The sequence below is a fragment of the Klebsiella sp. Ech2A genome, assembly GCF_030078455.1.
Taxonomy (GTDB): Bacteria; Pseudomonadota; Gammaproteobacteria; order Enterobacterales; family Enterobacteriaceae; genus Klebsiella; species Klebsiella terrigena.
The window spans coordinates 24,264-37,209 of record NZ_JAQGFU010000030.1 but is presented as its reverse complement, the minus strand read 5'-3'; the positions used below and the strand labels follow the sequence as shown (position 1 = coordinate 37,209).

Annotated in this window: 11 protein-coding genes; all 11 read right to left on the bottom strand. The window is 57.8% G+C overall.

Annotated elements, in window-relative coordinates; all coding sequences use genetic code 11:
• Positions 1-972, bottom strand: a 972-nt coding sequence (gene tilS, locus PFH44_RS08955; protein ID WP_463671540.1) for a tRNA lysidine(34) synthetase TilS, incomplete at its 3' end; no start/stop codon positions are given.
• Between the two features lie 69 nt (positions 973-1,041).
• Positions 1,042-1,431: a VOC family protein gene (locus tag PFH44_RS08950; protein WP_045859729.1), complete on the bottom strand. Its 390-nt coding sequence runs from the start codon at positions 1,429-1,431 to the stop codon at positions 1,042-1,044.
• Between the two features lie 62 nt (positions 1,432-1,493).
• Positions 1,494-3,632, bottom strand: a complete 2,139-nt coding sequence (locus PFH44_RS08945) for a lysine decarboxylase LdcC (RefSeq protein WP_283824833.1) — start codon at positions 3,630-3,632, stop codon at positions 1,494-1,496.
• 113 nt (positions 3,633-3,745) lie between these two features.
• Positions 3,746-4,705 carry an acetyl-CoA carboxylase carboxyl transferase subunit alpha gene (accA, locus tag PFH44_RS08940; RefSeq protein ID WP_045859732.1) on the bottom strand — a complete coding sequence of 320 codons (960 nt, stop codon included), beginning with the start codon at positions 4,703-4,705 and terminating at the stop codon, positions 3,746-3,748.
• Positions 4,706-4,717: 12 nt separating this feature from the next.
• A complete protein-coding gene (gene dnaE, locus PFH44_RS08935; RefSeq protein ID WP_283824832.1) occupies positions 4,718-8,200 on the bottom strand; it encodes a DNA polymerase III subunit alpha in 3,483 nt (1,160 codons plus the stop codon).
• Between the two features lie 34 nt (positions 8,201-8,234).
• Positions 8,235-8,831: a ribonuclease HII gene (gene rnhB / locus PFH44_RS08930; RefSeq protein ID WP_045859735.1), complete on the bottom strand. Its 597-nt coding sequence runs from the start codon at positions 8,829-8,831 to the stop codon at positions 8,235-8,237.
• Complete coding sequence (lpxB, locus tag PFH44_RS08925) at positions 8,828-9,976, bottom strand: lipid-A-disaccharide synthase (protein WP_283824831.1); 1,149 nt, start codon at positions 9,974-9,976, stop codon at positions 8,828-8,830. Before lpxB ends, rnhB begins: the two co-directional genes overlap by 4 nt.
• On the bottom strand, positions 9,976-10,764 hold the full coding sequence (lpxA, locus tag PFH44_RS08920) for an acyl-ACP--UDP-N-acetylglucosamine O-acyltransferase (RefSeq protein WP_045859740.1): 789 nt from the start codon (positions 10,762-10,764) through the stop codon (positions 9,976-9,978). Before lpxA ends, lpxB begins: the two co-directional genes overlap by 1 nt.
• 3 nt (positions 10,765-10,767) lie before the next feature.
• Complete coding sequence (fabZ, locus tag PFH44_RS08915; RefSeq protein ID WP_004098761.1) at positions 10,768-11,223, bottom strand: 3-hydroxyacyl-ACP dehydratase FabZ; 456 nt, start codon at positions 11,221-11,223, stop codon at positions 10,768-10,770.
• Between the two features lie 151 nt (positions 11,224-11,374).
• On the bottom strand, positions 11,375-12,400 hold the full coding sequence (gene lpxD / locus PFH44_RS08910; protein WP_283824830.1) for a UDP-3-O-(3-hydroxymyristoyl)glucosamine N-acyltransferase: 1,026 nt from the start codon (positions 12,398-12,400) through the stop codon (positions 11,375-11,377).
• 3 nt (positions 12,401-12,403) lie between these two features.
• Positions 12,404-12,889 (bottom strand): molecular chaperone Skp, encoded by a 486-nt coding sequence (gene skp, locus PFH44_RS08905; protein ID WP_041144136.1) that lies wholly within the window; start codon positions 12,887-12,889, stop codon positions 12,404-12,406.
• Between the last annotated feature and the right edge of the window lie 57 nt (positions 12,890-12,946).

Here is a 12,946-nt window from a genome sequence, read left to right as displayed (position 1 = left end):
GGGCCATGAGAGCACCGCCTCCGTCTGGCCGGGGAGATATTTCACCCACCACAGCCGCTGCCGGTAGCGGCGAACGGTAAAGTCGCCGAGACGCAGGCAGGGAAACGCATCCTCCCGCGCCTGGGCAACCTCACGCCAGATCCGTTCCGGCACCTCGCGGGATGGCATCGGCGCGTTGTGCCACGCCAGCCAGCGGCGCAGCAGAGCGGCGCGGCGCGCGGCGCTGGCGGCGGCCAGAGGTTCAATCGCTAAGGTTCCGTCATCCGCCATCAGCGACGCCAGCTCTTCTGCCAGCATCTCGTCCAGCAGGCTCTCCTGTTCAGCGCAGAGGTCGGCGCTGCGGGCTACCGACTCGGCGAAGTGCGGCCAGCGGGCGCTAAGCCGAGGAATAATCTGCAAACGCAGAAAGTTGCGATCGTAGGTATCGTCCTGGTTGCTCTCATCCTCAATCCAGCTGAGCTGATGGCGCAGCGCCCACTGGCGTAGCGCTTCCCGGCGGATATTGAGCAGCGGACGCAGCAGCAGAGTGTCAGAAAAGGCGGAAGACGCGGCCATCGCCGACAGCCCGGTCGGGCCGCTGCCGCGCTTGAGCGCCAGCAGGAAGGTTTCACACTGATCGTCGAGATGCTGGGCCGTCACCAGCACCTCCCCCGGCTCGAGCGCCGTGCGGAAGGCCCGGTAGCGCGCCTCCCGGGCGTGCGCCTCGACTCCCAGACCGGTATCCGCCAGCACCACGCGCTCGACCACCAGCGGGACCTGCCACTGCTGGCACAGCTGCTGGCAGTGCGCGACCCAATCGTCGGCGTTGGCGCTCAGGCCATGATGAATATGGATAGCTCGCAGCCTTAACGTCGGATCCTGCGCGCGCCAGCAGACCAGCTGGTGGAGCAGAACCGTTGAATCGAGGCCGCCGCTGAAGGCCACCAAAAACTGGCGGTGCGGCTGAAGGTTTTGCGCAATATCTGGGGTCATCTTCATGATAGTGCTGGCTGAGGGGAGATAGCCCGGCACGTTACCGGCCGGGGCCATCTCTGGCAAGGACTACTGCTGATAAATTTCCAGCGGCAGGCCGTCAGGGTCGTTAAAGAAGGTAAAGCGCTTATTGGTGAAGGGATCGATACGTATCGCTTCACACTTCACGCCGTGGGCCTCGAGGTGGGCCACCGACGCGTCAATATCATCCACGCTGAAGGCCAGGTGACGCAGGCCGCAGGCCTCAGGGCGCGACGGGCGGGCCGGGGGCGAAGGAAAGGAGAAGAGCTCAATGACATACTCCCCGTTCAGCGCCAGATCCCCCTTCCACGAGTCGCGCTCTTCGCGGTAGAACTCGCTCTGCAGCGTAAACCCGAGAATATCGCAGTAGAAGGCTTTGCTCTGCGCATAGCTGCTCGCAATAATCGCAATATGGTGAACCCGTTTTAGACCCAGCATGGTAAATATCCTCGTATTGATATCAGCCAGGTTACCCGCACCGCCCTCCGCGGTGCAAGCACCTAATCGTTTTTTAAGACCCGTACCCGATAGACGCCATCCTCGTCGCGCTTCGCCCCGTGAATGTCGGTTTCAAAGCCCGGATAATGACGCCCAATGGAGCACAGCATCAGCAGGAAATCGAGCACCGCGCGGCTCTCCTCGGTAATCATCTCCCCGGGCATCAGCAGCGGCACGCCCGGCGGATACGGCAGGATCATGTTAGCGGATATGCGCCCGACCAGATTTTCCAGCTCGATGGTCTCCACCTCGCCTTTGATTTGCCGCTGCCAGGCCTGGTGCGGCGTCATCTTCATTTCCGGCAGGACGTCGAAGGCGCTCAGCATCAGCTGCGAAAGCTGGTGCTGACGGATCAGGCGATGGATCCCCTGGGCCAGATCCTGAATGCGCATATTGCGGTAGAAATCCGGATCTTCGGCGTAGAGATCCGGCAGCATATTCTTCACCCGCAGATTAAGATCGTAGGCGCGTTTAAACTCCGTCAGGCCGCGCAGCAGCCCCATCGCCCGGGTTTTGTCGATGCCGATGCTGAAAAGGAACAGCAGGTTATAGGGTCCGGTTTTTTCCACCACCACGCCGCGCTCATCGAGGAACTTCGCCACCAGCGCGGCCGGGATGCCCTCGTCATCCATATTGCCCTGCTCATCCATCCCCGGCGTCAGGATCGTCACCTTAACCGGATCGAGGAACATATGGTCGTCATCGGCATCCTGAAAACCGTGCCACTGCTCGCCGGCAGCAACCGACCAGCACCGGGTCTCGGCAATATCTTCCGGCTGCCAGATATCAAAGAACCAGCCGTCCGCCTCTTCGCGCAGGCGCTGTACCTCTTTGCGGAAATCCAGCGCCCGCTCTATCGAGCGCTGGATCAGGCGCCTGCCCGAGTTCCCGCGCAGCATTGCCGCGGCGGTTTCAATCGAGGCGACGATGGGATAGCTCGGCGAGGTAGAGGTATGCATCATAAAGGCTTCATTGAAGGTCTCTTCGTCATAGCTGCCTTTAATATGGATCAGCGAAGCCTGCGACAGCGCCGCCAGCATTTTGTGCGTCGACTGGGTTTCAAAAATAACCTTGCCCGGCACGCGATCGCCGCTCATGCCACTCTTCCCCTGATAAATCGGGTGGAAATGGGTATAGGGCACCCACGCGGAGTCAAAGTGGATAGAGGGAACGTCGAGCGTCTCTTTTATCCAGGTGGTGTTATACAGCAGGCCGTCGTAGGTGGAGTTTGTGATCACCGCATGCACCGGCCACTGCGCCCCGCCCGTCGTGCTCACCTTGTGCTGAATGCTGTCGCGGGTAAACTCCCGCTTCGGGATGCCGCCGAGGATCCCCAGCGCGTTGCGCGTCGGCTTCAGCCACAGCGGGACGACGTCGCTCATCATCAGCAGGTGCGCCAGCGACTTGTGGCAGTTGCGATCGATAAGCAGCGTGCTCCCCGCCGGGGCAGAGTACATGCCGACAATTTTGTTCGACGTTGAGGTGCCGTTAGTCACCATATAGCTCTGCTCCGCACCGAAGGCGCGGGCGATATACTCTTCCGCCTCCAGGTGCGGCCCGGAGTGATCGAGCAGCGATCCCAGCTCCGTCACGGAAATGGAGACGTCGGCCTTGAGCGTATTGCCGCCAAAGAAATCATAAAACAGGCAGCCTACCGGGCTTTTCTGGTAGGCGCTGCCGCCCATATGTCCCGGCGTGCAGAAGGTATATTTACCCTCCTGGACGTAGTTGAACAGTGCTTTGGTAAACGGCGGCGTGATGTTGTCGAGATACTCGCGGGTGTACTGGCCGATACGGATGGCAATCTCCTGCGCCAGGCCGAGAGCATACTCGAAGAACCACAGCGTCATGCGCAGGTCCTGGCCGCTGACGTCCATCGTCGAATGCGCGTTGATAAACGCATACAGCGGCAGATATTCGTTGAGCTGATTAATATCGCTGCACAGCTCGACGTTATACTCATCCCAGTCAAAAATGACGCCGCAGATCCGCGGATTGTGTTCGATAAACTGCAGCAGGTCGGCGCTATTCTGCGGCCAGATGGTCTGAAAGCCTTGCTGTTGCAGGGCGGCTTCCAGTTCTTTAATCGGTTCATCTTTGTGATAGACGCCGTGGGGACCCATGATGGCAATGATATTCACGCATTCCTCCTGGAATTGACCTAAGGCAGGCATCATAGCAACCGCGCCTGCGTATCGCACATAAAAAAGGGCCGGAAAATCCGGCCCTTTTTACTGCATAACGCAAGGAATAATCAGGCGTAGCCGTAGCTCATCAGACGCTGATAGCGACGATTTAACAGCTCTTCTTCGCTCAGGGTATCGAGGTCCGCCAGATCGGCCAGCAGCTGCGCTTTCAGGCTTGCAGCGATGGCTTCCGGATTGCGATGCGCGCCGCCCAGCGGCTCCGGAATAATGGAGTCGATAAGCTTCAGCTCTTTCAGACGCGGGGCAACGATCCCCATGGCTTCAGCCGCCAGCGGGGCTTTGTCCGCGCTTTTCCACAGAATGGACGCGCAGCCTTCCGGCGAAATAACGGAATAGGTGCTGTACTGCAGCATATTCACTTTGTCACCGACGCCAATCGCCAGCGCGCCGCCGGAGCCGCCTTCGCCGATAACGGTGCAGATGACCGGTACGCTCAGGCGCGACATTTCACGCAGGTTACGGGCAATCGCTTCCGACTGGCCGCGCTCTTCCGCGCCCACGCCCGGGTAGGCACCTGGGGTGTCGATAAAGGTGATGATCGGCATTTTAAAGCGCTCGGCCATCTCCATCAGACGCAGCGCCTTACGGTAGCCTTCCGGTGCCGGCATGCCAAAGTTGCGACGAATTTTTTCTTTCGTCTCACGCCCTTTCTGGTGGCCGATAATCATCACCGGACGCCCGTCCAGACGCGCAATACCGCCGACGATAGCTTTATCATCAGCGTAGGCACGGTCGCCGGCCAGTTCGTCAAACTCGTCGAACGCCAGGCGGACATAATCCAGGGTGTATGGGCGACGTGGATGGCGTGCCAGCTGAGCAACCTGCCATGCGCCGAGATCGGCGAAGATTTTACGCGTCAGCTCTACGCTTTTTTCGCGCAGACGATGCACTTCTTCATCGATGTTAATATCGAGTTTCTCATCCTGACGGCTTACTGCAGTCAGGGAATCGATTTTCGCTTCCAGCTCTGCAATCGGCTGTTCAAAATCAAGGAAATTCAGACTCATAGTATTCCTGTATTAGTCAAACTCCAGTTCCACCTGCTCCGAGCCGATAAGGCCACGCAGATCGTTGAGTAAACGATCGCTCGGAGAGACGCGCCATGTTGCGCCGAAGCGCAGCCGCGCGCGCGCATCCGCCCTCTGATAGTAGAGGTGCACTGGAATAGTTCCCGAACGGTGGGGTTCCAGAGACTGACGGAGTCGGTTTAAAAGCTGGTCATCAATTTGCCTGTCCGTCAGCGAGATAGCAAGCCCGCGAGCATATTTTTCCCGGGCTTCGTCAATGTCCATCACTTCACGGGCGGTCATTTTAAGCCCCCCGCTGAAGTCATCAAAGCTGACCTGTCCGCTGACGATAAGTATGCGGTCTTTTTCCAGCAATTGCTGATATTTATCCAGAGCGTCGGTGAATAACATCACCTCCAGACGCCCTGAACGGTCATCCAACGTACAGATGCCGATACGATTGCCGCGCTTGGTGACCATTACCCGCGCAGCAATAACGAGCCCCGCCGCCGTGGTAACTTTACCACGATCGGTCGGATGCATGTCTTTGAGCCTGACGCCGCCTACGTAGCGCTCGATCTCTTTCAAATACTGGTTGATCGGGTGACCGGTCAGATACAGCCCCAGGGTCTCCCTTTCGCCATCGAGCACCACCTGCTCCGGCCACGGCTGGCAGTTCGCGTAGGATTGCTCGATTTGTTCCGGCTCTTCCGCCAGCACGCCGAACATGTCGGCCTGGCCAATGGCCTCGGCTTTTGCGTGCTGATCGGCGGCCTTCAGGGCGTCGCCAAGCGAATTCATCAGCGCCGCGCGATGCGGCCCGAGGCGGTCAAACGCCCCGGACATAATCAGTTTTTCCAGCCCCCGCCGGTTGAGCTTTTTGGTATCGGTACGGGCGCAAAGGTCGAAGAGCTCGCGGAAATAGCCGCCTTCGTTACGCGCTTCGATAATCGCTTCGATCGGACCTTCGCCGACGCCTTTAATGGCCCCAATGCCGTAGACGATTTCACCCTCGTCATTAACGTGGAAATGGTACAGGCCGGAGTTAATGTCAGGCGGCAGGATTTTCAGCCCCATCCGCCAGCACTCATCCACCAGCCCAACCACCTTCTCGGTGTTGTCCATATCCGCCGTCATTACCGCGGCCATAAACTCCGCCGGATAGTGCGCCTTCAGCCACAGCGTCTGGTAGGAGACCAGCGCATAGGCCGCGGAGTGCGATTTGTTAAATCCGTAACCGGCGAATTTCTCCACCAGGTCGAAGATTTTCATCGCCAGCTCGCCATCAACGCCGTTTTTCTTTGCCCCTTCCTCGAAGGTGCCGCGCTGCTTGGCCATCTCCTCCGGCTTTTTCTTACCCATGGCACGACGCAGCATATCCGCGCCGCCGAGCGTATAGCCGGAAAGCTCCTGCGCGATCTGCATGACCTGTTCCTGGTACAGGATAATGCCGTAGGTCGGCTCCAGCACCGGCTTCAGACACTCATGCTGCCACTGCACGTCCGGATAGGAGATCTCCTCCCGGCCGTGCTTACGGTCGATAAAGTTATCCACCATCCCTGATTGCAGCGGACCGGGACGGAACAGCGCCACGAGGGCGATCATATCTTCGAAGCAGTCCGGCTGCAGACGTTTGATCAGATCTTTCATGCCGCGCGATTCAAGCTGGAAAACCGCGGTGGTTTCCGAGCGCTGCAGCATATCAAAACTTTTCTTATCTTCCAGCGGAATGGCGGCGATATCCAGCGGCTCTTCGCCGTTCTTCGCGCGCCGCTTGTTGATCATCTCCAGCGCCCAGTTGATGATCGTCAGCGTACGCAGGCCGAGGAAGTCAAACTTGACCAGCCCCGCATATTCCACGTCGTTCTTATCAAACTGGGTGACCGGATGCAGCCCGGCCTCATCGCAGTACAGCGGGGCAAAATCGGTGATTTTGGTCGGGGCGATAACGACCCCGCCCGCGTGCTTGCCGGCGTTACGCGTGACGCCTTCCAGCTTGCGCGCCATATCGATCAGCGCCTTAACCTCTTCGTCAGCTTCGTAGATTTCCGGCAGCTGCGGTTCGGCTTCAAAGGCTTTCGCCAGGGTCATCCCCGGATCCGGCGGCACCAGTTTTGAGATGCGATCGACGAAGCCATACGGATGGCCCAGCACGCGGCCGACGTCGCGAATAACCGCTTTTGCCGCCATCGTACCGAAGGTAATAATCTGCGATACCGCATCGCGGCCGTACATGTCCGCGACGTGCTCGATAACCTGATCGCGCTTCTCCATACAGAAGTCGACGTCAAAGTCGGGCATCGATACGCGCTCCGGGTTCAGGAAGCGTTCGAACAGCAGATCGAACTCCAGCGGATCGAGATCGGTAATTTTCAGCGCGTAGGCCACCAGCGAGCCGGCGCCGGAGCCTCGTCCAGGACCAACGGGTACGCCGTTATCCTTCGACCACTGGATAAATTCCATCACGATCAGGAAGTAGCCGGGGAAGCCCATCTGGTTGATAACCTGCAGCTCGATATCCAGACGTTCATCATATTCCGGGCGCTTCTCTTTGCGCACGGCTTCGTCGGGGAACAAGAATTCCAGGCGCTCTTCCAGACCCTCTTTCGATTTCAATACCAGGAAATCTTCAGTCGTCATCTCGCCGGTCGGGAACTGCGGCAGGAAGTATTCGCCAAGACGCACGGTGACGTTGCAGCGTTTGGCAATTTCTACGCTATTTTCCAGCGCCTCGGGGAGATCGGAGAACAGCTCGCACATCTCATCTTCGCTGCGCATATACTGCTGCGGCGAATAGTTACGCGGGCGCTTCGGATCGTCGAGGGTAAAGCCGTCATGGATCGCCACGCGGATTTCATGCGCGTCGAAGTCGCCCGTCTCGAGGAAGCGCACGTCGTTCGTCGCCACCACCGGCAGCCCGCGCTCCTCCGCCAGCTGGACGGCGGCGTGCAGATAGGTCTCTTCGTCCGCCCGACCGGTGCGGATCAGCTCCAGATAGTAGCGATTGGGGAAGTGCTCTTCGTAGAAGTCGACGCACTGTTCAACTAACGCCGCGTTGCCGCGCGTCATGCACACGCCGACGTCGCCTTTGCGCGCGCCGGAGAGCAGAATCAGCCCTTCCTGATGCTCAGCCAGCCAGTCCCTGTCGATCCACGGCCCGAGAGCGCCGTAACCGCGCTGGTAGGCGCGGGAAATCAGCAGGGTGAGGTTTTGGTAACCGGCGTTATCGGCCGCCAGGACGGTAATTTCGGTCAGCTCATCGCCCAGCAGATCGCACTGGACGTGAAAATCCGCGCCGACGATCGGTTTGATCCCGGCTCCGTGTCCCGCTCCGTAGAACTTCACCAGCCCGCACAGGTTGGTAAAATCGGTGATCGCCAGCGCCGGCATGCCTAACGCGGCCGCCTTTTTCACCAGCGGCCCGGTTTTCGCCAGCCCATCGATCATGGAATAGTCGCTGTGCACCCTGAGGTGTACGAAACGTGGTTCAGCCATCTTCAGATTCCGCGTTACTTGATTGCGTATTGATTCAGGACGCGAGGCCCAGCGCGCGTTTTACCGGGCCGAAACTGCGCCGATGATGCTCTGTTGCGCCATGCTCTATCAGCTTTTCCAGATGGAAAGCGGTGGGATAGCCTTTATGCTGCGCAAAGCCGTATTGAGGAAATTGCCGATCCAGCGTCACCATCTCCGCATCGCGCGTGACTTTAGCCAGAATAGACGCCGCGCTGATTTCCGCCACCCGGCTATCGCCTTTAACAACCGCCAGCGACGGGGCCGGCAGCGGCGGACAGCGGTTACCGTCAATCAGCACGAACTCCGGCGCAATGTGTAAGCCGGCGACGGCGCGCTGCATGGCCAGCATCGTTGCGTGCAGGATATTCAGCTCGTCAATCTCGTGCGGCTCCGCGCGGCCAAGGCTCCATGACAGGGCCTTCTCTTTGATCTCATCGAACAGCGCCAGACGACGCTTTTCGCTTAATTTTTTGGAGTCATTCAGGCCAATAATCGGCTTTGCCGGATCGAGGATCACCGCTGCGGTGACGACCGCCCCCACCAGCGGCCCGCGTCCAACTTCATCAACGCCGGCAACAAGATGGGTATGCGGATAGACAAACTCAATCATTTTACTAACTCCAGTACCGCGTCCGCCGCCAGCTCATCAGCATTGCAGCGAATTTGTTGATGCAGCGCGCGGAAGGTGTCGTGCATTTCATGGCTGGTTTTACCGTCGGCCAGCAGCGGCCGCAGCGCATCGGCGAGCAGCTGCGGCTGACACTCATCCTGCAGCAGCTCTTTAACCAGCTCGCGCCCGGCCAGCAGGTTGGGGAGCGAAACGTAATCGGTTTTCACCAGCCGCTTCGCCAGCCAGAAGGTAAACGGCTTCATGCGGTAGCCAACGACCATCGGACATTTGGCCAGCATGCACTCCAGCGCCGCCGTCCCGGAGGCGAGCAGCGCGGCATCGCTGGCGATCATCGCATCACGCGCCCGACCATCCAGCAGGTGAACCGGGAGATCCGGCGCCGTTTCGGCTTTAATACGTTCAAACTGCTCACGCCGTTTAGCGTTAACCAGCGGGACCAGCACCTGCAGATCGGGATAGCTTTCACGCAAAATCTGCGCGGTTTTGAGAAAGTCCGCGCTGAGCATTTCAACTTCGGCCCCGCGGCTCCCCGGCAGCAGCGCCAGGCAGTGCGCGTCCCGGGCAATGCCCAGGCGGTCGCGCGCGGCGCCTTTATCCGGATCCAGCGGCATCGCATCCGCCATGGTGTGGCCTATGAAGCGGCAGGGAACGTTAAATTTGTCGTAAAACGCTTTTTCGAAAGGCAGAAATGCCAGCACCAGATCGGTCGATCTGCCAATTTTGAAAACGCGTTTTTGTCGCCATGCCCAAACGGACGGGCTGACGTAATGGATAGTCCTGATGCCCTGCTTTTTCAGGTTGCCTTCGAGGGTGATATTGAAGTCCGGCGCGTCGATGCCAACAAAAACGTCGGGACGCAGCTCGCCGAAGCGGCGGGTGAGATCGGCGCGAATGTGCAGCAGGCGGCGTAAGCGACCGAGCACTTCAACAATGCCCATCACCGCCAGCTCTTCCATTTCATACCAGGCTTCACAGCCCTCGGCCTGCATTAGCGGCCCCGCCACGCCAACAAAGCGCGCATCGGGAATGCGCGCCTTGAGCGCGCGGATCAGACCGGCACCAAGAATATCGCCGGAGGTTTCTCCGGCGACCAGGGCAATAGTCAGGGGACGCTGTACCGCCATTAACGAATCAGGCCGCGGGTTGAGCGGGCAAAGAAGTCGTAAAATGGCTGAACTTCAGGATGCTGAGCCGCCAGTTCGGCGATTTCCGGCTTGGCTTCGTCCAGCGTTTTGCCGCTGCGGTAGAGCAGCTTATACGCGTTACGAATTGCGGTGATCGCTTCACGGCTGAAGCCGCGGCGTTTCAGGCCTTCGATGTTGACGCCAAACGGCGTCGCGTGGTTGCCCTGGGCAATAACGAACGGCGGAACGTCCTGCGCAACGCCGGAGCAGCCGCCAACCATCACGTGGGCACCGATGATGCAGAACTGATGCACCGCGGTCATACCGCCGATGATAACGTAATCATCCAGCGAGACGTGCCCGGCAAGGGTCGCGTTATTGGCCAGAATGCAGCGATCGCCAACCGTACAATCATGCGCCACGTGGGCGTTGATCATCAGCAGGTTATCGCTGCCCACCTTCGTTAATCCACCGCCCTGTACTGTACCGCGATGAATGGTGACGCTTTCGCGGATGCGGTTGCGATCGCCAATTTCCACGCGCGTCGGTTCGCCAGCATATTTCAGATCCTGGTTAACTTCGCCGATGGAAGCGAACTGATAGATCTCATTATCGCGGCCAATCGTGGTATGACCGTTAACGACAACATGAGACTTCAGTACGGTACCTTCGCCAATCACGACGTTAGCACCAACAATACAAAACGGACCAATGTGAGCGTTAGCACCGATAACGGCACCTTCTTCTACAATGGCTGAAGGATGAATAAAGGCGGTTTTATCAATCACGTATCAGGCCTCCCGGCTACGCGCACACATCATCGTTGCTTCGCAAACCACTTTCCCGTCAACCGTCGCGACGCCTTTAAAACGCGTCAGGCCGCGGCGAGTTTTCTCAAAAGTGACTTCCATAATCATCTGATCGCCTGGCACTACCGGACGTTTGAAACGCGCTTCATCAATCCCGGCAAAATAGTACAGTTCGCCCGGCTCGAGCTTACCCACGCTTTTGAATGCCAGAATGCCGGTGGCCTGGGCCATAGCTTCCAGAATCAGAACGCCTGGTAAAATCGGTTTACCAGGGAAATGCCCCTGGAAAAACGGCTCGTTAACAGAAACATTTTTTACTGCGCGCAGAAAACGACCTTCTTCAAAATCCAGCACGCGGTCTACCAGCAGGAACGGGTAACGGTGAGGCAGAAGTTCCAGAATCTCTTCAATGTGCAGAGTATGAGTGTCAGTAGTCAAAATACTCTTCCTGTCTAAATATACTAAAAGGCAATAATAACACGGCCTGCGGCAATCTTATGAATGCAACAGGCCGAAAATTTTCACGCTTCACCTTCCAGGCAGCCGCTTTATCGGCTACGTGGCATGATTTCGCGTTTGGCTGGGTGCGCTAATCTTGTTGATTAACCTTGCGCTCAACTGCTTTGAGTCGCTTGCTCATATCATCAATATTCATCACCAGCGCGGCTGTTTTACGCCAAACCTTATTCGGTTGCAGCGGGATACCCGAAGAGTAAACGCCAGGTTCGGTGATAGGACGCATAACCATCCCCATCCCCGTGACGGTCACTTTGTCACAGATTTCCATATGGCCGTTGATCACGCTGGCACCGCCAATCATGCAGTAGCGGCCGATTTTCAGGCTGCCTGCCATGATAACGCCGCCAGCAACGGCGGTATTGTCGCCAATCACGACGTTGTGCGCAATCTGGCACTGGTTGTCGATAATGACGCCATTACCGATCGAGGTGTCATCCAGCGCACCGCGGTCGATGGTGGTACAGGCGCCGATCTCCACGCGATCGCCAATAATGACGCGGCCCAGCTGCGGGATCTTCACCCAGTTACCGCGATCGTTGGCGTAACCGAAACCGTCTGCACCGATCACGGTGCCGGACTGGATCAGGCAATTTTCACCGATCTCAATCTCGTGATAAACGGTGACGTTGGCCCATAAACGCGAGCCGGCGCCAATTTTTGTCTTTTTACCAACGAAGCATCCGGCGCCGATAACCACGTTATCACCGAGCTCTACGTCGGATTCGATAACGGCGTTAGGACCGATCGCTACGTTCTTACCCAGCTTTGCCGTGGCATCGATGACCGCGCTGGGCGCGACATTCTGCGCCGGCTGCGGCGTGGTATCAAGTATTTGAGCCATGCGGGCGTAGGTCAGGTAGGGATTACGCACTACCAGCGCGGCGCCGTGGGCAAAAGGTAAATCATCCTGCGTCATAACAACGGCAGAAGCCTGGCAATCGGCCAGGCGATCACGGTATTTAGGATTTACCATGAACGTAATATGGCACGCTTTTGCGGCCTGCATGGATGCAACGCCGGTGATGACGATATCGCCATCACCGTGTAATTCTGCATCCAACTGCTGCGCAAGATCAGCCAGTCGAATTGAAGGCATTACTTAGTTAACCTGTTTCAGCACGTCAGCGGTGATGTCTTTTACATCGCTGCTGTTGTATGCAACGGCATTAGAATCTACAACCAGATCGATGCTCTGGCTGTTCGCGACGCTTTTCACAGCGGTCTGGATACGGGTAACCAGCTTGCCACGTTCTTCGTTAGAACGACGTGAACGATCCTGCTCAAAAGACTGTGCCTTCTGAGAGAAAGTCTGGCGCTGAGCCATGACGTCTTTTTCCAGCTTGGTACGATCGGCGCCCGGCTTCATGGACTGCAGACGCTGCATTTTAGACTGCAGGTCACCTTCCATACGCTGCAGCTCGCTCGCGCGGCCTTTGAACTCGTTTTCCAGCGTATTAGAAACGCCTGTTTTCTGGGCAACCTGTTGGAACAGGCTGTTCATGTTTACCATTGCAATTTTATCTGCCGCCTGTGCGGAAGTTACCATTGCCAAACCCAGACCTGCAGCTAATAACCACTTTTTCACAATTAACTCCTTACCATCCCATGAGTACCCAGGGGTACCGTTATTTGCGTGGCCAGG